The organism is Sulfitobacter donghicola DSW-25 = KCTC 12864 = JCM 14565 (assembly GCF_000622405.1).
Lineage (GTDB): Bacteria > Pseudomonadota > Alphaproteobacteria > Rhodobacterales > Rhodobacteraceae > Sulfitobacter > Sulfitobacter donghicola.
The window spans coordinates 1,411,558-1,432,604 of record NZ_JASF01000005.1 but is presented as its reverse complement, the minus strand read 5'-3'; the positions used below and the strand labels follow the sequence as shown (position 1 = coordinate 1,432,604).

The window sequence follows — 21,047 nt, the reverse complement described above, 5'->3', positions numbered from 1 at the left end:
TATAATAATAAAGAAAGAAAGAAAGATTGTTGTTTTAAGTAGGGAACGAGATTTCTGTGGATTAAATTCTTATCCCCAATTTCAAAGTTAAGCCCACAATGTTTCTCTGCATTGTTGATAACTCTAAAAATCGTATTTTATCTATTATAAAACAGATACTTGAAACTATGATAGTCAGAAGGGTTTGTGGAAAACTGAGTGTAGGAATTTTGTACAGGTGACCTTTTGAACATCAGAAATTGTCCTTTTCCACGGTGGAGGAAAGGCACAAAAACTCGCCGAAGGAATGTGGTTTTCCCCCACTTGAACCTGCAGGGCAAATTGCGGACAAGTTGTCATTAATAAATTCTTAGGATCATGCAGGAGTTATCCCCATGAGTGTCCACATCGTCCTCGCCTCTGGATCAACTATTCGGACCAAGATGCTTAGCCAAGCTGCGGTTTACCACAAGGTTCAGGTTGCGCGGGTTGACGAAGAGATGATCAAAGCGTCTCTCTTAGCCGAGGATCTAAAGCCCCGTGATATTGCGGATGCTTTAGCCGATTTAAAAGCAGCAAAGATCAGCGAAAAGAACCCCGGTTCTTTGGTCATCGGCTGTGATCAGGTGCTGGAACATAATGGTAATCTGCTGAGCAAGCCAGAAACCAAAGACCAAGCACTAGAACAGCTGAAATCGTTGCGGGGTGATCGCCATACGCTTTTGTCTGCGGCTGTCATTTATGAAGATGGAAAACCGCAATGGCGCCATATCGGTGTCGTTCGGTTGCGGATGCGTGACGCAAGCGATGATTACTTATCAGACTATGTCGAGCGGAACTGGCACAGCATCCAACATGCCGTAGGTGCCTATAAGCTCGAAGAAGAAGGTGTCAGGCTGTTCTCGCGCATTGAAGGAGATTACTTTAATGTTCTTGGCATGCCTTTGCTGGAAATCCTGAACTACCTTACGTTGCGAGGAGATATCGCCCAATGACCGAACTATCCCGTATTCCTTTGGCTGGGGTCATTGGCTCGCCGATTGCACATTCCAAATCTCCTCAGCTTCACCAACATTGGCTAAAGCACTATGGAATTGCTGGGCACTATATCCCTATGGATGTTTCGCCTGAAAATTTGGAAACCGTTTTGCGGACTCTCCCCAAGATGGGTTTTGTTGGTGTAAATCTGACGATCCCCCATAAGGAAAAGGTTATGGAAATCGCGGATCTGATCACAGATCGCGCGATCCTGATTGGGGCAGCTAACACGTTGATTTTTCGCAAAGACGGGAAAATTCATGCAGATAATACAGATGGTTACGGGTTTCTTGAAAACCTGAAATCTGGTGCACCTCATTGGAATCCGCGCTCTGGGCCGGCGGCTGTTTTGGGCGCTGGCGGTGCTGCCCGTGCGGTGATTTCATCGTTGTTAGAAGCAGGCGTTCCAGAGATCCTTTTGTCAAACCGCACGCGGGTTCGTGCAGAAAAACTGCAACAGGACTTTGGCAGCCGCGTGCGCGTTTATGACTGGGTCCAAGCAGGCAATATGGTTGATGATGCTTCTTTGTTGGTAAACACAACCTCTCTCGGCATGATTGGTAAAGCAGAATTGCGCGTACCGCTGGATGGGTTGCGGCCCGAAACAGTTGTGACTGATCTGGTCTATACGCCGCTAAAAACAAAGATGCTGACAACTGCCGAAGAATACGGATGCATCACGGTTGATGGTTTGGGCATGCTGCTGCACCAAGCCGTGCCAGGGTTTGAGCGTTGGTTTGGCCAGCGTCCCGAAGTTGACCGCGCCAGCCGAGCGGCGGCTTTGCGCTAATGTTTCTTTTGGGGCTTACCGGATCGATCGGTATGGGTAAATCGACGACGGCAAAGATGTTCCAAGAGCTGGGATGCGCTGTCTGGGACGCTGACGCGGCGGTCCATCGTCTTTATTCGAAAAACGGTCTGGCGGTTGAGCCGTTTTCAAAGGTTTTCCCTGAATCCTTCGTAAACGGCGAGGTTTCCCGCCCTGCCCTCAAACAAATCATCCAGAGCGATCCAAGCGCACTCAAAAGAATCGAAACCATTGTGCATCCTTTGGTCGCCAAGGATCGCGCTGATTTTCTGGCCGATGTTAAATCTGATATCGTCGTTCTGGATATCCCTCTTTTGTTTGAAACGGGGGGGGATGCAGCAATGGATGCAACCGCATGTGTATTTGTGGATGATGAAACGCAGGAAGCACGGGTATTGGAACGGGGCACGATGACCCGTGATCAGTTTCTGGCGATAAAAGCCAAACAGATGCCCGCCGCAGAGAAATGTGCAAAATCTACCTACGTTATTCAGACAGACACGCTTGAACACGCGACGTCGCAGGTTCAAAAGGTCGTTTCAACCATTCGGAGCCAGCTAAATGCGTGAGATCGTTCTTGATACGGAAACCACAGGGTTTGATCCGCAAACAGGTGACCGCATTGTAGAAATCGGCGCGGTAGAGCTGATGGGTCACGTGGCAACGGGAAAGACCTATCATCAGTATATCAACCCCGAACGCGAAATGCCTGCTGAAGCCTTTGAAGTACACGGCTTGGGGGATGAATTTTTACGGGATAAGCCCAAATTTGCAGCAGTAGGTCAGGCGTTTCTGGATTTTGTTGGCGACAGCAAGATGATCATCCATAACGCTGCCTTTGATATGAAATTCCTGAACTTTGAGCTGGCTAAAATGGGGCTGCGGCAACTCCCGTGGGAGCAGGCGATTGATACCCTCGCAATTGCGCGCAAAAAATTTCCCGGATCGCCATCGTCACTGGATGCTCTGTGCCGTCGCTTTGGCATTGATAATTCGTCCAGAACGCTGCACGGCGCCTTGCTGGATAGTGAAATTCTGGCCGAGGTCTACCTAGAGCTTATCGGGGGTAAGCAACCCGATTTCGGGCTGTCAACGCAGGCTGCCCCAAAAGCAGGTGAACCAAGCGCCGAGTGGTCGCCCCGCCCGCGGCCAACACCGCTTGCGTCACGTCTCAGTGAAAAAGAAAACGCCGCCCATGCTGAGTTTGTCAGCAAGTTGGGCGGCGATGCATTGTGGCTAAAAGACTAGGCTTTTATGCGTCAGCAGGAGCTGCTTCTGCCTGACGGCGCGCGATTTCGTTGCGGTAAAGCGAAACAAAATCAATGGTTTCCAAGTTCAGCGGTGGGAAACCACCGTCACGCGTTACATCGCTTACGATGCGGCGCAGGAATGGGAAAATCATGCGAGGGCATTCGATCAACAGAAACGGGTGCAACTGCTCTTCGGGAACGTCCTGAATGTCAAAGATACCGACGTAATCGATCTCTAGCGCGAAAAGCGTCGTGTCTGCGCCTTTTGCCTTTGAAGTTACGTTCAATTTGATCGCAGACTCATATTGGTTTTCGGCGCTGCGCTTTTTCGCATCAAGGTTCACCTGAACCTGAACATCAGGCTGCACGTCGCTAGGCGCACCTTTTTGAGCCATGATATTTTCAAATGACATGTCGCGAATGAATTGCCCCAAAACGCGCAGCTGCGGTGATGTTGGCGGTGTTGCTTCGGCCTCGGCCATAAAAGTCTCCTCTTTGGAGGTTGGAATATAATTGTGATGGCTTAACAGGTTGGGGCAAAGCGCTCAACGCCTTAGTTCTTTGTCCAGCCTGAGTTTCCGCGGGGTGCATCATCGTCTGGTATCTCGATAAATTCGCCATCAATCACATCACCCTGATGATCGTGACGATGGGGGCTAGAATGTTGGTTCATCCCAGCCGCTCCAAATGTTTGGATATTCACGCGGGCACGGATCGCCTGAAAAACTGCCGTTCTGACCCCCGGGATCAGCAGGGCAAATCCTACTGCATCAGTAAAAAAACCGGGTGTCAGCAAAAGAGCGCCTGAAAACAAAATCATCGCGCCATGAACCAAAGGTTCTGTCGGATCGCGCAGCTCTCCAAAAGAGCTTTGCAACTGCCCCAACGCTCTAAGTCCCTGACTTCGAACCAGATATGTCCCAGCGATCGCTGTCAAAATAACAATCAGCAACGTTGGCCAAAGGCCGATAAACCCGCCAACCTGAATGAACAACGCAATCTCGATCACCGGAACGGCGATAAATGCGATCAAAAGCCACATGTTATTATTTCCTTTCCTCAGGGCTACAGTGGACTTGAGCCCCCTTCACACCTACATAAGGTGCTCAGACGATTGTTTCCACGCCTAGCCTTCAAGAGGTCTCTATGAATTCGCCGCTTATCCAGCTTTTGGTGCTTGCCGCTATCGCAGTTTTTCTGATCCTGCGATTGAAAAACGTGCTAGGCACACGGGAAGGTTTTGAAAAGCCGCCTTTGCCTATGCAACCTGCACAGCGTAGTGGCCCAGCTTTTGAAGTGATCGAAGGGGGTCCGGATCTGGACATCACCGATCATTTCGACGAATCCACGCCACAGGCGAAGGCTTTGGCCCAGATGAAACGCATCGAACCTTCGTTCAATGTGACAGAATTTTTGGCAGGCGGTCGCAGCGCCTATGAAATGATCGTCATGGGCTATGAACGCGGAGAGCTGGACGACATCAAAGCGTTCTTGTCCGAAGATATCTATGAAAGCTTTGTTGACGGTGTCGCAGCGCGCGAAGATCAGGGTCTGACGATTGACGCTGAATTTATCGGTGTTCGTGAGATGGCGTTGGAAAACGTGACACTGGATTCTGACACAAACGAAGCTGAAATGACCCTTCGGTTTGTGGCAGAGTTGACACAGGCAGTCCGCGATAAAGAAGGCGAGATTGTTGAAGGCAGCATCACAGATGCTAAAAAGCAAAAAGATACGTGGGTGTTTGCCCGCATCATGGGCTCGGATGATCCGAATTGGTTCTTGGTTTCTACAGACGGGTAGTATGCGCATTCCGCATCAGTGCCATTATCGGGGCCTCGCTGTTAGCGGGGCCTTTGGCGTCTGAAGTCAAATACCAAGTCCTCTCCTTTGACGAGCTAGAAGGCTGGGCCGAAGACGACCATGCGGCGGCTTTGGAAACCTTCCTAAACACCTGCAAAGATATGAAAGACCCCGATTGGGGGGCGGTTTGTTCCTATGCTCAATCCGGCCCAGATCCACGGGAATTTTTCGAGCTGTTGTTTCGCCCTGTTGTGATGGATGACGGCAAAGAGGCTCTTTTCACAGGTTATTTCGAACCAGAGTTGGACGGTTCTTTGACCCGAACCGACAGGTACCGTTTCCCCGTCTATAAGATGCCGAAAGAGGCAAAAACGAACCGTCCTTGGCTACCGCGCCGTGAGATTTTGGAAAGCGGTGTGATGGATGGGCGCGGATTGGTCATCGCCTATGTCGATGATCCGGTTGAGCTGTTCTTTTTGCAAATCCAAGGGTCGGGACGCATTCGTCTGCCGAATGGCCAAGCAGTGCGTGTCGGGTATCGGGGGTCAAATGGGCACAACTATCGCTCAATCGGTCAGGAACTGGTGCGGCAGGGCATTTACCAACCCCATCAAGTCAGCGCGCAGGTGATCAAAAACTGGGTGCGCCGAAACCCTGTGGACGGCAAAGAGCTGCTTTATCACAATCCATCCTATGTGTTTTTTCGCGAGGTTAGCAAAGTCCCCGCACATAAGGGGCCGCTTGGCGCGATGAACAGGTCCATCACCACCATGCGCACGGTTGCGGTTGATCCATCGTTTGTGCGTCTTGGATCGCCCGTTTGGATCGAAAAGGATGGCAAGAAACCACTGCGGCGGTTGATGATCGCCCAAGACACGGGATCAGCGATCAAAGGCGCCCAGCGCGCCGATGTTTTCTTTGGCACAGGGGATGAAGCAGGCCGTGCGGCGGGTACCCTGCGCGATCCAGGTCGGTTGATCGTATTGATGCCGATCCAGCGCGCCTATGCATTGCTACCGGAAAGCGCGATATGAAACGGCGCGGGTTAACCGCCGAGGATCAGGAGCTGTGGGACCGTATTCGTGCAAATACCGAGCGGTTGGAGCGCAGCAACCTCGAGGTAAAACGCTTTGACGAAGAGATCAGCCAAACAGCACCAGAGCCGGGAAACATTCGCAAGGCAAAGTCGGTTATTCTGGGTAAACCCAGTGGTAAGGCCCGCGCGGCAGGTCATGATCTAGCACCGGCAATCCATGACCACATTCGTAAATCTCCGGTTCAGATGGACAACAAGTCCTTTGGTAAACTCAAACGTGGGAAGATGCGGCCAGAGGGTAAGATTGACCTGCACGGCATGACGTTAGAGCGCGCCCACCCTGCCCTGCTCAGCTTTGTGATGCGTTCGCATGCGCAAGGAAAACGTCTGATCCTTGTTGTGACGGGCAAAGGGAAACAGCGCGATGACGGCGGGCCAATCCCTGTCCGTTTGGGTGTTCTGCGGCATCAGGTTCCGCAGTGGTTGGCGATGCAACCGATGAAGTCAGTTGTGCTTCAGATTGCTCAGGCGCATGTCAGCCATGGTGGTGGTGGCGCATATTATGTGTATTTACGCCGCCACAGGTAGATCACGCTGATAGCGCAACACGCCAAGGCCAGCCATCACCGCGCCTATGAAATAGAAGATAGCAATCGGGATCATCTGGTCGGGGAAATTGACACCGTAATCAATGAACGCCCCCGTAATTCCTGGCCCGATTGCAGAACCAAAAACCATTAGGGCTGTGGCTGCAGCTTTGATCGCGCCTAGGTTTCGGGTGCCATAGAATACGGCCCAAAACGCAGCGGTTGCTGTGCCCTGCATCCCTTGCCCTACCCCAAAAATGACGAGCCCCACGCCAGCCATAAAAATCGTGTCCGCATAAGTAAGCACTAGAAACGAGACCCCAAAAGGGACCATCTGAAACGGCACAATCCATTTCACGCCAAACCGATCAATGGCCCATCCCGTGATGAAGGTGAACGTAATGCTGGCAATGGTATAGATCGGCATCAGCGCCACAAAGGCCCCAAGGCTCCATCCCTTTACCTCGGTCAGATGTACCTGTTGAAAGAACAATGCCGTCCCCCATGCTGCCGGACCCAAGACCAAAGGAATGAGGATGTAAAACAACGGATGGCGCAGCATTTGATTGCGGGTCCAATGCCGGCCCTGCATTCCTAGGCTTTGTGTTTCATCTGCCATGGATTGGGGGGTGCGCTCCTGTCGGAGTAACAGCTGAATAACAGGGATTAGGATGGCGATACACACGGCGGCGAATACCCAAAGGCTGCGCCAATGCCATGTGCTAAGAAGCGCAACAAAGGTTATCGGCAAAATCGCCTGCCCCGCAGCAAACCCCATCGAGGAAAGAGACAGCGCGCGACCACGCGCAGCCACAAACCAGCGCGACATTGCCACAGCCCCAAGTTGCGATAGCATACCCTGCCCCATCAAACGCAGGGCATAAACGACAAAGACCAGTAAGATTGCACTGGGGTTAACGGCCATGGCGATACAGGCAACCACCAGCAACACCATAACCCAAAGGGAAAGCTGCCGAACGCGGAACCGATCCGTCAGCGCACCGGCCCAGATCATTGTGACCGCCGACAGGGTTGTGCCGATGGTATAGATACCGCCCCACGCCCCATCACTCAGCCCAAAGGCCCCCTTAACCTCGCCTGCAAATAGCGAGATGAAATAGGTTTGCCCAAACGACGACGTAAAGGTGAGCAAAAAGCCCGCCAGCAAGAACAACCTGTTGGTGATGAGAAAACGAAAATACCCCATGCGCCTAGGTTGCAGGCGCATGGGGGAATGGAAAGGGGTTAAAGCACGTAGCGGCTTAGATCGGTTGATTTAACCAGCTCGCCCAGATTGGCGTCTACAAAACCAGCATCAATGGTGATCGCTTCGCCACTGCGATCCGGCGCGGAAAAGCTGAGCTCTTCGAACACCCGTTCCATCACAGTGTACAAACGCCGCGCGCCGATGTTTTCAACGGATTGGTTCACGTCAGCCGCGATCTTGGCCAGCGCGGCGATCCCTTCAGGGGTAAAGGTGACGTTTACCTCTTCGGTACCCATCAGCGCGGTGTATTGCAGCGTTAGCGCATTGTCTGTCTCGGTCAGGATACGCACAAAGTCTTCCTCGGTGAGGGCGCGCAGTTCAACCCGGATCGGAAGACGGCCTTGCAGTTCTGGCAACAAGTCAGACGGTTTGGCGATGTGGAAAGCGCCAGAGGCGATGAACAGCACATGGTCGGTTTTCACAGGGCCATGTTTGGTGCTGACAGTGGTGCCTTCGATCAGGGGTAACAGATCGCGCTGCACGCCTTCTCGGCTGACATCCCCGCCACGGGCATCAGCGCGGGTGCAGACTTTGTCGATCTCATCCAGAAACACGATGCCGTTTTGCTCAACCGCTTCGATTGCGGCGCGGGTGACTGTTTCGTCATCCAGTAGTTTGTCGGCTTCTTCGCCGATCAAAACATCATAGCTTTCCGCAACGGTCAGGCGCTTTTTCGTGGTGCGGCCGCCCATGGCTTTGCCGAACATATCGCCTAGGTTCATCATCCCTATGCCAGCACCAGGTTGTCCTGGAATTTCCATGGTCGAGAATGGGTTCGAGGTATCGGCGACTTCCAACTCGATGATGGTTTCATCCAATTGGCCGTCATGCAGTTTCTTGCGGAACATATCGCGGGTACCGCTGCGGGCATCAGGGCCAGCGATGGCGTCAATCACCCGATCTTCTGCGGCTTTTTGCGCGTTGGCCTTTACGTCTTCGCGCATGTGTTCGCGGGTCATGGCAATGGCGGCGTCCAGCAGATCACGAATGATCTGTTCAACGTCACGGCCAACATAACCAACTTCGGTAAATTTGGTGGCCTCGACCTTCAGGAACGGGGCACGGGCCAGCTTAGCCAAACGGCGCGAGATTTCTGTTTTACCAACGCCAGTGGGCCCGATCATCAGGATGTTTTTCGGGTAAACCTCATCCCGCAGATCGTCTGCCAGTTGTTTGCGCCGCCACCGATTGCGCAGCGCAACCGCAACAGCGCGTTTTGCGTCGTTCTGGCCAATGATAAAACGGTCCAGTTCGGATACGATTTCACGAGGAGTAAGGTCAGTCATGCTTTGATCTTTTCTACGGTCAGGTTGCCGTTGGTATAAACACAAATGTCTGATGCAATCTTCATGGCATCACGCGCGACGGTTTCTGCATCTCGGTCGCTGTCAATCAGGCCACGCGCAGCCGCAAGGGCAAAGTTCCCGCCTGATCCAATAGCGGCGATGCTGTGCTCGGGCTCCAGAACATCACCCGCGCCTGTAATAATCAGCAACTCGCTACCGTCAGTCACAATCAGCATGGCTTCGAGCTTCTGAAGATACTTGTCGGTCCGCCAATCTTTAGCCAGCTCAACGCTTGCCCGTGCTAGCTGCCCTGGCGTTGCTTCTAGCTTGGCTTCTAACCGCTCTAGCAGGGTGAATGCATCGGCTGTAGAGCCCGCAAAACCAACCACAACATCATAGCCACCTGGGCTGAGTTTGCGGACCTTGCGCGCAGTGCCTTTGATCACGGTCTGACCAAGGCTCACTTGCCCGTCGCCCGCAATCACGACCTCACCACCCTTTTTCACGCCGATGATGGTTGTACCGTGCCAACCGGGAAATTCGTCTTGTGTCATGATGCCTCCGTTTGTTGCATTCTATATGGCGTGGCAGGGCACGTGGGACAAGGGCAGCCCTTGTTGAACCTTGCGCTGGGCGTTAGCGTCCCGCGTATGAAAAAGGCTGAAACCATCACGTTTTATATGGAGCCAGAGCTGTGCAAAAGCGCGCAGTTGGGCAAACATAATTTCATTGGAAAGCTCTCCAATGTTCTGATGCGCGCTGGTCATCACATTGCTTTTGAGCCGTTTGATGCAGGCGGTGTACCTGCGGGGCGCGGGTGGTCCCTAAGCCATATTAAAACGCCACCAGATGCGCAGGGTTTGTGTTTTCGTCGCGCCTATCACTACCCATTCTGGCAAATCGAAAAAAGCGCCGAGCGGTGGTCGTGGGACGTGGCGCAAGCTCCGTTTACTCCAGACCCGAAACAGGCAACAGAAGCCGAGCGGTTTTACGGGTTTTGGCAAAACCGCCTGTTTTCGGATGCGCCAATATCCGCAGTGCGCAATGGGTTCGTCTATGTCGCATTGCAGGGAAAGCTGCTGGATCATCGCCCGTTTCAAATCTGTAGCCCGATTGACATGATCACCCATTGCCTTGCCCAGACGGACAAGCCGATCATCGCCGCCCTACATCCAAATGAGCGATATTCCAGTGCTGAAATTGAGGCCTTGGAAAGGCTAGAGGAAACCCATGATCGGCTGTCTGTTCAGATGGGCGGCATGGAGGAATTGTTGGCCGGATGCGATTATGTGGTAACCCAAAACTCTAGCGTGGCGTTCAACGGGTATTTTTTCGGCAAATCGGCGCTGTTGTTTCGCAAGGCAGATTTCCACCACATCGCGGTTCAGGCTGATCTGAAAGACCTAGCGACGGGTTTTGCCGAAGTGGAAAAGGCGACGCCTGACTATGCAGCTTATGTTCATTGGTTCTTACAAGAAAAGAGCATCAACGCAGGGCGCCCCGATGCAGAAGAACGCATTGCAGCCCGCCTAAAACATTTTGGTTGGCCAATATAAAAAGGGCGCCCCGTTCAGAGCGCCCTTTTCTATCTCACCGTTGAAACGGTTTAGATGGATTCTTCGATCCAGCTTTGCAGGGCTGCCTTTGGACGCGCGCCTGCCATGTTGGATACAACCTCACCACCCTTAAAGATGAACAAGGCAGGAATGCCACGAACACCCATCTGCGCGGGGGAGTTCGGGTTTTCATCAACGTTTACTTTGACGATCTTTACCTTGCCGTCCATTTCAGCGGAAAGCTCTTCCAAAGCTGGTCCGATTTGTTTGCACGGGCCACACCATTCAGCCCAAAAATCCACAACAACAGGGATGTCGGAATTTTTCACTTCGGTGTCGAATGTATCGTCTGTAACTGCAACGGTTGGCATAGAGCTCTCCATGGGTTCGGGTTTGATTGATACCTAAGAAGACGTATCGTCTGCGTCAAGGTAGCCGGTTCTTTCAAGTGCAGATGTCACAGTTTCGTGCGGCAATGACATCAATGATCCCGTTTGCGTCCACAAGATCGCTGTCTCAATTCGGTGATTAGGGTAAACCGCCTGCAACGCGTGGGCATAGGCACCCATTTGGCGCAATAACCCTTCAGGGCAATCGTTGGCAGTTTTTGGGACCGTTCGGTTTGTTTTAAAATCAACGGCAAGAATATAGTCATCCGCGACGATGAGGCGGTCAATGACACCATAAAGACGTTGTTCGCCCAATTCTGCTGTTATGGCAACTTCGGCCAAGGTATCGCTATGGAATACATGGGCCAAATCCGGATTTTCCAACACTGTTTTTGCTTCCTCCACCGCCGTCGCAGCCAAAGCAGGGTCGATGTGATTTAACAGTTGTTCCGATGCGGCATCCCATAGGGCTGGATCAACGGAAGCTAGGTTCTCCAACAGCATGTGAACCAAAGACCCGTATGCTTTGGCAGCCTCTTCATCCATTCCCGCCTCTCCTGCCAGCGCCTTTGCACCGCCCAGGTCGATTGAGGGAGAAAGCACGACCTGTTTAACAGGCGCAGGAGGAGGGTTTGTTGAAAAAACAGTCTCTAATACTGCCTCTTTTGTCTCGGATCGCTCTATTTCGACGACAGGCAGATCATCCCATCCGGCCTCTTCATGGCGCATCCCGTCAGCTGGGCCATCGTTAAACGGAACGGCGTTCAAATGCCCCAAGGCTTCTTCAGTCATCTGATACCAGCTGTTGCCATCTTTTGGCAAAGCATCAGCCGCCGCGACAATCAGCCATTTTTCCGCACGCGTCATCGCAACATACAGCAGGCGCAGCCCTTCTTGTGTTTGGGCATCTTTCAGAGCATCAATTTCCGCGGTGATACCATCGGTCATCTCGGCTGCATTGGGTTTCCAAATGGGAACGCCATCCATTTTGATGATGTCGTCGCGGATATCGTTCTTTTTGGTGCCTGTATCGGGCAAGATCACAATCGGCGCCTCCAGACCCTTTGCGCCATGCACAGTCATCACGCGAATTTGGTCTGAAGCACTATCAATCTGGCGTTTGATCTCTAGATCATCGGCCTGCATCCACTCAAGGAAACCCGTCAGGCTCGGCACTTCGGTGCGTTCATAGGCCAGTGCCTGACCTAACAAGGCGTCAACCCCGTCTTCGGCCTCGGTGCCCAAACGGGACAGTAGGTTTTTTCGCCCGTCATGTCGGGTCAGGATACGTTCGATCAAATCATACGGACGTAAGAAATCGACCTGACTGCGCAGATCATGCAAAGTATCAAGGGTCTCGGGGTAACGATCCTCTTGGGTTCTTAGGTATTGCCACAAATCTTGTTTGAGCGGGCGATGATGCGACAGCGTAAACAACGCCTGCTCATCCCAGCCAAACAAAGGTGATCGCAGCGCAGTCGCCAGTGAAAGCGCGTCATCAGGCGTTGCAAGGAACGACAGCAGCGCACCAATATCGCGCACAGCCAATTCAGCGCCAACTTTTAGGCGGTCAGCGCCAGCAATCGGCAAACCTGCGGCTTTGCAGGCGCGGATGATTTCCGAGAACAGCCCCGTCATACGACCCCGAACCAAGATCAGGAAATCGCCAGCGGTGATGCGGCGGCGAACCATGCTGCGGTCTTTTGCTTCGTCGGGGATATAGTGCTCCCCTTCGATAAGATGTTTGATTTGCTCGGCGATTTGTTCTGCCAGCACCACTGTATTGGGTTGCTTGTTTTTGCTATCAATCGGATCGGTCCAATCCGGTTTGGTGCTTTCGTCTTTTGGCAAATCGACTACGGGCCATAGATCAACACGGCCAGGCAGGGCATCTTTGAATGCTAAATGCGTCATGGGTTCATCCATGCGCGGATCGGGCAGGGTGTTAAAGGTACGGTCCACCACACGCAAAACCGCAGGGGATGAGCGGAAGGAATAATCAAGGCTCTGGTTCTGGAACCTCATATTCGCGGCTTCAAGGCTTTCTTGAAACGCTTCGCGTTTAAGGTCGAACTCACGCGGGTCAGCGCCCTGAAACGAATAGATGGATTGCTTTTTATCGCCCACAACAAACAGGGTGCGTGCCATTTCATCTTCGCGCGCGCCTTCGCCCGAGGCAAATTCATCAGCCAGCTTTTCAATAACATCCCATTGGCGCGGCGAGGTGTCCTGCGCCTCGTCAACAAGGATGTGATCAATGCCACCATCAATGCGGTACAAAACCCAAGCAGCCACTTTGGGATCGTTCAGCAAAGCGCGTGCACGCAGGATCAGATCGTCAAAGTCCAGCCAGCCGCGGCGCTGTTTTTCGGCTTCATAACGCCCGATGAAAACACTCGCGAACCGATGAAGCGCACCCGTGCGGGCTACATTACGCGCGCGCATCTGTAGGTCATGGGATTCAAATGTGCGCTGGGCGAGATCTTCGAACGGGGTGAGTAGTTTTCCCAGATCAGTTTGCGCGCCCTTGGTCGGAAAGTTCTTGCGAGGCTGCATCTCTTTAGTAAGCATTGCCGACTTCAATTTGTTCAAATCCGCAATCGAGGGTTCGTCAAAATTAATACCGCGCAGCTTATCAGCCAAAGCGATCATGGTTTTTGTGCTTTGTGCGGAAAGCACAGTAATCGCATCAGGCATCCACCGCGCAACGGCTTCATCCATTATGTCGCGGGGTAGGTTGCTGATGTCAAAGTTTTCAGGGAGGTCGAACAGCTTGTTTAAGTCTTGGGGCAGGTCGACAAACAGCTCTCGATTGCTGGTGATAGACTGCGTGAGCGAGGCAAAGCTTTCGCCAGTATAGTGATCGGCGAGGTCGGCAACCAACGCGGCATCTTGCCCTTCGGCCATGGTGTCTAGGATTTCGGCGCGCAACAATTCGGCCGCGCGATCTTCGATTTCTTTGAACTGGGGGCTTACACCAGCTTCCAAGGGGAACCGCCGCAGTAAGGATGCGCAGAACGAGTGGATGGTTTGAATTTTCAAACCACCTGGTGTTTCGATTGCTTGGGCAAAAAGGGTACGTGCTTCGCGCAGTTGCTCTGACGAAACTTCTTTTAAAATTCCCAGATCGCGCAGCCCTTCGCGTAGGGAGTCGTCCTCCATCATGGCCCATTCGCCTAGGCGTTTGAACAATCTGTTCTGCATCTCGGATGCGGCGGCTTTGGTATATGTCAGGCACAGGATGTGCTGTGGTTTTACGCTTTCTAGCAACAAACGCGCTACGCGGTCTGTTAACACCCGTGTTTTACCAGACCCCGCATTCGCGCTGAGCCATGTTGACATGTCAGGGCGTGCCGCAGTGATCTGGGCGCGGGTTGCATCGTTCCACTCGGGTAGGCCGCTCATGTCAGATCCTCTGGCGTTGTCGGGTCTGAATCATCCCATTCACCGTAACGGGCAAGATGATCGTAATCGCCGTCAAATTTAATCTTCTCCACTATGCGCCGCGATGTGAAACCTTGATCTGGTTCTAGGTAGGCTGTCAGCAACTTGCGCAGGTTGGCGAGGATGACATGTGGAGGCTCTTCGGATAGGGGCGCGTCAATTTCCTTGGGCGGATTCCCAAGTCCGATGAAGGTGGCCTTGGAAACGGGTGCGGTCCCTACGTTTTTGAACGCACCTTGCTCGATCATCGCAGCCTCGATCAGCAGTTGCTTGTCAAACAGCTGCTGTTGTTTCTCCGTAGGAGGGTTGCCCGTTTTATAGTCGTAAATCTGGACCTCACCGTTTTCATTCCGATCGACCCTGTCAGCGACACCGGTGATAGAGAACCCGATATCGGCTAAATCCAAAGTGCCCCGCGCTTCGTTTTCAAAAGCGATCGGGTTGGCCACGGCTAGGCGCTCTGCCTCGGCGAGGATGAACCAATCGGCCACGCGGGCCAATTTGGCCAGCCAGATAGTGCGCGCAGCGGGCCATGGGACCAATTCCTGTAGTACCTCTTGGGCTACGTTCAACAAATGCGCGCGGCTTAGGTTGTCGGGATTGGCAATCACCGACTTCACGAATTGCTCCATCACGGCATGTGTAACCGTCCCGCGCAGCGGGGCATCGGGCGATTGAACCAGCGGGTTTAGCGGGCGCAAACGCAGGCTATGTCTGGCATAGATTGCGTAGGGGTCACGGATTAGCGTTTTGATCTGGGTAACGGACAGGCTGCGTGGCCGCGCGGCTAAGGGCGGGCGCGGAGATGGGCGCGGAGCGTTAGGCGTACGCTCAACGGCTTCCAAAGCGCGGGCTTGGTCCAGCCAGTAATCACCGTTTTTGATCATCGCTTTCCATGCCGTGACACCCCCCTGATTTGGCAAGCCGCCCATTAGATTGCCCAGTCGGTTCACCCAACGCGATGGCACGGTTTCGGCATCCTCGGATCGGATCGACCGCGTGATCCAGACCTCTTTCGCGCAGACGGCCTGTTGGTAATCATGCGCGGCAAGCCCCACACGCCGCTCAGGCAGCAATAGCCCCGCATCATTGCGCATCTTGCGGTTCAGCCATGGATCGGGCGGGGGCGCTTCGGGCCATGTCCCGTCGTTCAACCCGCCAAGGATCACCAGATCGGCGCCTTGAACGCGGGCCTCTAGTGTTCCCCAAATCATGATGTCAGGATGAGGGGCGTCGCGGTCGCGGACTTCACCAGCAGCCAGAAGCGCACCAACAAGATCAACGTAATCAGCCGCGGTTAGGTCGGTGCCATATCCCGCTTCTGCTTCTAGCTCTTGCATGACGCGGCGGGCTTCCATACCCGCCTTTTGCTGCCAAAGCTCGTGCTCCGTATTGCCGCTGGTTCCTGCAGCAACGTCATTGGCGATCTTCAGATGAAGATCGACCCAATGGGAAAGCGGATAGGTTTGGTGGTCTTGATGCCCCATCAACGCCTCAGCTGCCCAGTCCGCCCAGTGCTGCATGCCTTCATCATCAGGTGCAGCTTTTTCGCAAATTGCTTTGAACGCCTCGGGTTCCGGATAGGGCAGGCCGTGCCGCCTGATCGCCAGCTCACATCGCTGCGTGTAAAGCTGGTGCAGGTTTCTGTCATCACCGCTGTGGGTCAGCGGGTGTTTAAGCAGGGTCAGCAGCCCTTCAGCGTCCAAACGCCGTGAAAGCAACGCCGCGATGTGGCGCAAAAACCGCCCCGGAGGAGAGAGCTGTAGCGGCGTTCCCGCACTATCATCGGGTAGAATATCCCAACGGCTTAGCGCCGAGGTCACGCGCCGCCCCAGCATCCTGTCGGGAGTGATCAAGGCTGCGGTCTGCCCGTCTTCTGCCGCTTTGCGCAGGCGGAGTGCAATGGCCAAGGCTTCGGCACGCGGCGTTTCCGCCAGAACCAGCGTCATGTCCTTGGTGGCTTCTTCCAGATTGGTCAGCTTTGGCCCCTCGATCCGCCATGCATCCGTTACGGGGGCAGGGCGCAGGGAAAGGGAAACCAACTGATTGCGAAGCGCAGAAGGCGGCGGTGTATCGTGCCACGGTTTTACCGTGTTCGGGCTTTCCCCCAGCCCTTTCATCAGATGGTAAAACCGATATTGCGGATGATCCTCGGAGATGAGCGGATCGTCCAAAGCTGCCCAGACAGGGCGAGGTAGATCAAAATCAAAACCAGGTAACACCAACGCCCCTTGGGGGAGCTTGGCAACGGCCTGCATCAACAGCATGGTTGTGCCGCGTGAACCAGTTGAACCCGCGATGATGATGGGATGGGCAGGCGGGTTTTCAGCCCAAAGCGCCGCAATCCCCATTACCCTTGCACGCTGTCTGGCCTCATTGTCTGGTTTTGCTTCGGTAAGGTCCAGATAGCTTTGAACAATTCCTAGGAAAACTTTGGCACGTTCCCAGTGACCGGATTGATCGGTGACATCCAGCTCGGAAATCGCGTCAGGCGTTACGCCTTCGCCCTGCATTTCATCGATTAAACCAGCAAGGCTATCTGCCAAATCATACAACGAAGCCCGAGAGGCCAGATCGGGTGATTTTTCCAGTAACGCAGAGATGAGGCCAATCAGTTCCAGCCGACGGCGCAAGCCTGGTACGCCCTGCGGGATGACAACACTTGGCGCGAGGGTTTGCAGATCGGTTAGCAAACGAATGCGGGGCAAAAGCCTTGCAGGGCCTGCTTCGAACATTGCGCGCAACCGTCTGGCCATACGCTGTGTGTTAACCAATAGCTCGACCCGTGCGAGGGCTTCGGGGGGCTGACCTTTAAAACGTTCAAGCAGCCCGTCGACGAGAGCCTGTGGAAAATCAACGCCGCTAGGCAGGCCGAAAACGCGCGGTGTCTCTTGCGGTTCAAACATTGTTGGCCAGCAGGGCTTCGGCGGTTTTCACACCGTCAGGATGGCCCACATCACACCAGCGGCCCGAATATTCGATCCCGTGTAGTTTTCCATTCGCCAGCATTTGATCCCATATCAGGTTGAGAGAGAAAGACCGCTCGGACACAGCAGAAAGCAGATCGGTCTTTATGATTTGCACGCCGCCATAAACCACACCCGGACCGCGGCTTAACCGTCCGTCATCATCAATGGTGAAATCACCTGCGCCACTATGTTCCAACGCATTTTCTGGCGGGATACCCATCAGCAAAGCATCCATGCGGTCAGGGTCCCACGCGTTCAACAGCATGTTTAGTGGGTTTGGTCCGTTCCAAATCGCGTCAGTATTCATCGTGAAAACCGGACCCGCGCCAAGAACAGGTAAAGCATTTCGCAGCCCCCCACCTGTTTCTAAAATATCGGGGGTTTCGACGATTGTTTGGATACCCTTCGGATGTAGATGTTGCTGAAGAATATCTGGAAGGTAATGCAGGTTCGCGACAATCGATGGGGGGGAAATACCATCAGCCAATGAAATCGCATGATCAATCAGAGGGCGGCCCGCGACCTCAACCATTGGTTTTGGACGATCTGCGGTTAGGTGTTTCATCCGCGTCCCGAAACCGGCAGCAAAGAGCATGACAGGCATACTCATGATGCACACTTTGCTTTTAGCGTGGCCAGGTTTTCGGCTGTTGGTTGGGGTATTGTGCTGAGTACATGATCGGCAATTGGCGCCAGCGCAGGGTGTTTCAGGTTACGCTCCACAAACTCCCAGACACGTGGGATCAGATCGATGTAACGGGGCTTTCCAATATCGATACATAGCTTTGCAAAAGCCCCGACAATGCGCAGGTTTCGTTGGACACCCAAAATGGCATAGGCCGCACGAAAGGCTTCTTCGTCTTGCGGGTTCTGAGACAGGTAGCGCGCAATCATGTCGCTTTCGATGTCTACGGGAACGTCGCGGCGCGCATCCTGCAGGATCGAAACCAGATCATAGGCGGGGTGCCCCGACATCGCATCCTGAAAATCTAGCAACCCAACACGTGCAGCGCCTGAGCGATCAGGCAACCACAATAGGTTTTCGGCGTGGTAATCCCGCTGGATCAAAACCTGTGTTTCACGTTCGAGTGGCTCTAACAGCTGAGACATCAGTTGTTCGAACTGCGCCTGCTCAGGCGTATCCTTCATTCCGGTTAGGCCGAACAAATACCACTCATAAGCCCGCGCAGCAAAATTGGTCATGGTTGCCGTGTCATAGGGCTCTAGTTGTGGAAAGGGTTTTGCATGAAGCGCCGTGAGAACATCAACAGATGCCTCATACAGAGGAACCTCCAATGCGGGGTCGCGGGAAATGACGCGCTTGAACAGATCATCGCCCAAATCCTCGATCAGCAAAAAACCATTGGGGATATCGCGGAAAACGATTTCTGGCGCGCTTAACCCGATGCTGCGGAGGTGTTCGGCAATTGCGATAAAGGGCCGAACATCTTCGCCTTTGTCAGAAGGGGCATCCATGAGGATGATTGAAGCGCCATCAGCCATGGTGAGGCGTTCGTAACGGCGGTTGGAGGCGTCACCAGCAACCGTTTCCCGCGCGGCATCTTGCCAGCCAGAAGTACGAATGAATTCGGTCAGTTTATGTGCTCGGTTTGTCATGAAATCCAGTCAGCCATTTTGGTGTCCCAGCGGGATGCCGACCAATCGGCGGTCAGCTGTCGTTGATCTTCAACATCGGTTGCGCTGAGGGTGATGTCCAGCGCATCCTGCGGTCGCAAGTCTGCTAATCGGTCGGGCCATTCAATCAGACAGATCGCCGTCTCCATTGCCTCGGTAAGGCCCAGTTCTTCTGTCTCGGAAGGATCGCTAAGCCGATAAAGATCAGCGTGCCAAATTTCCGCACCCGAAGCAGCATCATAAACCTGCACCAAGGTGAAAGTTGGCGAAGGAACGTCCTCATGTGTTTCCAGAAGGGATTGGATTAAGGCACGGGCAAAGTGGGTTTTCCCTGCGCCAACATCACCCGTCAATAAAATCACATCTCCCGCTGCCAACCGTTGACCAAGCTTTTGGGCCAGATCAGCCGTGTTTTCGGGAGAAGAGAGAGTTGTTGAGATTTGCATGGTCGCAAACTAACTGTCCTGCGGACGACAGGAAAGCGGATTTATGTAACCTTAACCTTGGTTTGCCAAAGACGTTTTTTCTGGTTCTGCATTTTGATGGCGCGAAAACCGAATGACCGTCGCGCCTGACGCGATTGGGACGATTCTGCATTTCATCGGATGCTGGCCAGTTATGCGAACAGGCATTTCCCATTCCATTCGATCCTCAAGCGACATGACTGAATCCTGCAGCTCTTGCCACAACGGATTGGGCGAAGATTTTTCTTTCCACATCGCGATTGCGTCTGCAATTGTGACTTCTGCAAAGCTGCTATCAAACTGGAACCCCCACAAGACATCATAAGCTTTGTTGGAAAAGGTAAGAGATCCGGTTTGCGAAAACACGGCCAAGGCATCTTCGATGGTATCAACCAAACTTTGGCCAAGCTCGAGTTCCGCCCGAAAATTACGGGTCACTGAAACTTCGGCGCTGATGTCTTCAAACAGAAATGCGATGGCGCCATCAGGGTGAGGGCGGCCCTTTACGCTATAGGTTTGGCCCGTTTCCAGCGTCCATGTCTCTTCAAATTTCCCCAACTCAGCAGCGCTAATCACTTCGGCCATACGCTGGCGCCATGTGTTATAGCTTTTGGGTTCTGGCATGCGTCGATTTTCACGCATCGCGTCAAAGAACGACCCGATCGTTGGGCGGGGACTGAGGAAAGATGCGGATAGCCCTGTTAGGTCGATCAAAGCGGGGTTGAATAATGCCAGCCGTCGATCCTTGTTGAAAACAGCCAGCCCAATCGACAGATGGGCAAAGGTCTTGGCCAAGGTCTGGACAAAATCCTGTTGGGCGTTTTCGGCATTGATCAGAGCGGTTTGCGAGGTAGCATACCAAAGCGTTCCTGTTTTATAGGTCTCGCCCACAACATCAAACCATTCAGGTTGGGCTTGATAAGGCACGAGAACTTTTTGGCGTAGCCCTTCACCTTCCGCGCTTTGCCCGAGGGTGGAAAATACTGGCGTCTCGATATCTTTTGACAGACGTTCAGCTAGGTTCTTATAGGCGTCATTGTACCAATTAATCCTACCATCGCGATCTGTTTTCCAAACAGGGTAAGGGAGAATGCTATTGACCTGACGAAGCATTTCTAGCTCTTCATGGACGACGTGATCTTCTGCGGTGTATTTGTTGTTCACAAAGGTAAGGACGGCACCGTTATCCAGCCAGGTTATGCGCAAGGCACCCAATTGCCGGCAAAGTTCGTTTGGTGAGGCCAGCTTCATCTCATCGCTGCCTGCGGGAAGCGGGTGTAAGGGGAAATCGGGAAAATTAGGCAAGAGTATTTCGTACAAATCTTCCCAATTATGCGCCCCAAGCGCGATAGGAAGGTATTCCATAACCGAAGCAGAAGCATCTTCGATGGTTCCGTTCGTGAACAGGATCATCGGCCGTTCGCGCACCACATCAAGAGAATTGGGATTAGATTTTTGACATGCCCACCATACACTTAGGGTGATTGTGGGGATTGCTACAACGAGGGCAATGATCAATTCGGTTAACACTTGGGG

At 53.3% G+C, this 21,047-nt stretch carries 20 protein-coding genes; 8 read left to right on the top strand and 12 right to left on the bottom strand.

Features of this window, described 5'->3' with window-relative positions:
• Positions 1-374: 374 nt before the first annotated feature.
• From Z948_RS0107885 to dnaQ, 4 genes are read left to right on the top strand one after another with little or no spacing between them, the layout of a single operon-like run.
• A complete protein-coding gene (locus Z948_RS0107885; protein WP_025059023.1) occupies positions 375-974 on the top strand; it encodes a Maf family protein in 600 nt (199 codons plus the stop codon).
• Positions 971-1,807 carry a shikimate dehydrogenase gene (locus Z948_RS0107880; RefSeq protein WP_025059022.1) on the top strand — a complete coding sequence of 279 codons (837 nt, stop codon included), beginning with the start codon at positions 971-973 and terminating at the stop codon, positions 1,805-1,807. The genes Z948_RS0107885 and Z948_RS0107880 overlap by 4 nt, the downstream gene beginning before the upstream one ends.
• Positions 1,807-2,394 (top strand): dephospho-CoA kinase, encoded by a 588-nt coding sequence (coaE, locus tag Z948_RS0107875; RefSeq protein ID WP_025059021.1) that lies wholly within the window; start codon positions 1,807-1,809, stop codon positions 2,392-2,394. Before Z948_RS0107880 ends, coaE begins: the two co-directional genes overlap by 1 nt.
• A complete protein-coding gene (dnaQ, locus tag Z948_RS0107870; protein WP_025059020.1) occupies positions 2,387-3,073 on the top strand; it encodes a DNA polymerase III subunit epsilon in 687 nt (228 codons plus the stop codon). Before coaE ends, dnaQ begins: the two co-directional genes overlap by 8 nt.
• A gap of 4 nt (positions 3,074-3,077) precedes the next feature.
• On the opposite strand, the gene secB is transcribed toward dnaQ, so the two are convergent.
• Together secB and Z948_RS0107860 are read right to left on the bottom strand one after the other, a co-directional pair.
• Positions 3,078-3,557, bottom strand: coding sequence for a protein-export chaperone SecB (gene secB / locus Z948_RS0107865; protein ID WP_025059019.1), 480 nt, complete (start codon positions 3,555-3,557; stop codon positions 3,078-3,080).
• Positions 3,558-3,628: 71 nt separating this feature from the next.
• Positions 3,629-4,117 carry an FxsA family protein gene (locus Z948_RS0107860; RefSeq protein ID WP_025059018.1) on the bottom strand — a complete coding sequence of 163 codons (489 nt, stop codon included), beginning with the start codon at positions 4,115-4,117 and terminating at the stop codon, positions 3,629-3,631.
• 104 nt (positions 4,118-4,221) lie between these two features.
• Here Z948_RS0107860 and Z948_RS0107855 point away from each other — a divergent pair, with 104 nt between their 5' ends.
• Genes Z948_RS0107855 through Z948_RS0107845 form a run of 3 tightly spaced genes read left to right on the top strand, consistent with a single transcriptional unit; the run spans position 4,222 to position 6,502 of the window.
• Positions 4,222-4,878, top strand: a complete 657-nt coding sequence (locus Z948_RS0107855; RefSeq protein ID WP_025059017.1) for a Tim44/TimA family putative adaptor protein — start codon at positions 4,222-4,224, stop codon at positions 4,876-4,878.
• A 26-nt stretch (positions 4,879-4,904) separates the two neighbouring features.
• On the top strand, positions 4,905-5,912 hold the full coding sequence (mltA, locus tag Z948_RS0107850) for a murein transglycosylase A (protein ID WP_037951503.1): 1,008 nt from the start codon (positions 4,905-4,907) through the stop codon (positions 5,910-5,912).
• Complete coding sequence (locus Z948_RS0107845) at positions 5,909-6,502, top strand: Smr/MutS family protein (protein WP_025059015.1); 594 nt, start codon at positions 5,909-5,911, stop codon at positions 6,500-6,502. The genes mltA and Z948_RS0107845 overlap by 4 nt, the downstream gene beginning before the upstream one ends.
• Here the strand turns inward: Z948_RS0107845 and Z948_RS0107840 are convergent.
• Genes Z948_RS0107840 through hslV form a run of 3 tightly spaced genes read right to left on the bottom strand, consistent with a single transcriptional unit; the run spans position 6,485 to position 9,608 of the window.
• Positions 6,485-7,708: an MFS transporter gene (locus Z948_RS0107840; RefSeq protein WP_025059014.1), complete on the bottom strand. Its 1,224-nt coding sequence runs from the start codon at positions 7,706-7,708 to the stop codon at positions 6,485-6,487. The two genes, Z948_RS0107845 and Z948_RS0107840, sit on opposite strands and share 18 nt — an antisense overlap.
• Before the next feature lie 38 nt (positions 7,709-7,746).
• Positions 7,747-9,054: an ATP-dependent protease ATPase subunit HslU gene (gene hslU / locus Z948_RS0107835; protein WP_025059013.1), complete on the bottom strand. Its 1,308-nt coding sequence runs from the start codon at positions 9,052-9,054 to the stop codon at positions 7,747-7,749.
• Positions 9,051-9,608 (bottom strand): ATP-dependent protease subunit HslV, encoded by a 558-nt coding sequence (hslV, locus tag Z948_RS0107830; protein WP_025059012.1) that lies wholly within the window; start codon positions 9,606-9,608, stop codon positions 9,051-9,053. The genes hslU and hslV overlap by 4 nt, the downstream gene beginning before the upstream one ends.
• A 63-nt stretch (positions 9,609-9,671) precedes the next feature.
• Here hslV and Z948_RS0107825 point away from each other — a divergent pair, with 63 nt between their 5' ends.
• Entirely contained in the window at positions 9,672-10,610 is a 939-nt protein-coding gene (locus Z948_RS0107825) for a hypothetical protein (protein WP_245604560.1), read from the top strand.
• A gap of 50 nt (positions 10,611-10,660) precedes the next feature.
• Here Z948_RS0107825 and trxA read toward each other — a convergent pair whose 3' ends face one another.
• From trxA to Z948_RS0107790, 7 genes are read right to left on the bottom strand one after another with little or no spacing between them, the layout of a single operon-like run.
• Positions 10,661-10,981, bottom strand: a complete 321-nt coding sequence (gene trxA, locus Z948_RS0107820) for a thioredoxin (RefSeq protein ID WP_025059010.1) — start codon at positions 10,979-10,981, stop codon at positions 10,661-10,663.
• Positions 10,982-11,014: 33 nt separating this feature from the next.
• Positions 11,015-14,404 (bottom strand): double-strand break repair helicase AddA, encoded by a 3,390-nt coding sequence (addA, locus tag Z948_RS0107815; protein ID WP_025059009.1) that lies wholly within the window; start codon positions 14,402-14,404, stop codon positions 11,015-11,017.
• On the bottom strand, positions 14,401-17,349 hold the full coding sequence (gene addB, locus Z948_RS0107810) for a double-strand break repair protein AddB (RefSeq protein WP_025059008.1): 2,949 nt from the start codon (positions 17,347-17,349) through the stop codon (positions 14,401-14,403). Before addB ends, addA begins: the two co-directional genes overlap by 4 nt.
• On the bottom strand, positions 17,342-18,022 hold the full coding sequence (locus tag Z948_RS0107805) for a nucleotidyltransferase family protein (protein WP_025059007.1): 681 nt from the start codon (positions 18,020-18,022) through the stop codon (positions 17,342-17,344). The genes addB and Z948_RS0107805 overlap by 8 nt, the downstream gene beginning before the upstream one ends.
• Positions 18,019-19,029: an aminoglycoside phosphotransferase family protein gene (locus Z948_RS0107800; RefSeq protein ID WP_025059006.1), complete on the bottom strand. Its 1,011-nt coding sequence runs from the start codon at positions 19,027-19,029 to the stop codon at positions 18,019-18,021. Before Z948_RS0107800 ends, Z948_RS0107805 begins: the two co-directional genes overlap by 4 nt.
• Complete coding sequence (tsaE, locus tag Z948_RS0107795; protein WP_025059005.1) at positions 19,026-19,493, bottom strand: tRNA (adenosine(37)-N6)-threonylcarbamoyltransferase complex ATPase subunit type 1 TsaE; 468 nt, start codon at positions 19,491-19,493, stop codon at positions 19,026-19,028. The genes Z948_RS0107800 and tsaE overlap by 4 nt, the downstream gene beginning before the upstream one ends.
• Before the next feature lie 51 nt (positions 19,494-19,544).
• Positions 19,545-20,924, bottom strand: a complete 1,380-nt coding sequence (locus Z948_RS0107790; protein ID WP_156023458.1) for a PAS-domain containing protein — start codon at positions 20,922-20,924, stop codon at positions 19,545-19,547.
• Between the last annotated feature and the right edge of the window lie 123 nt (positions 20,925-21,047).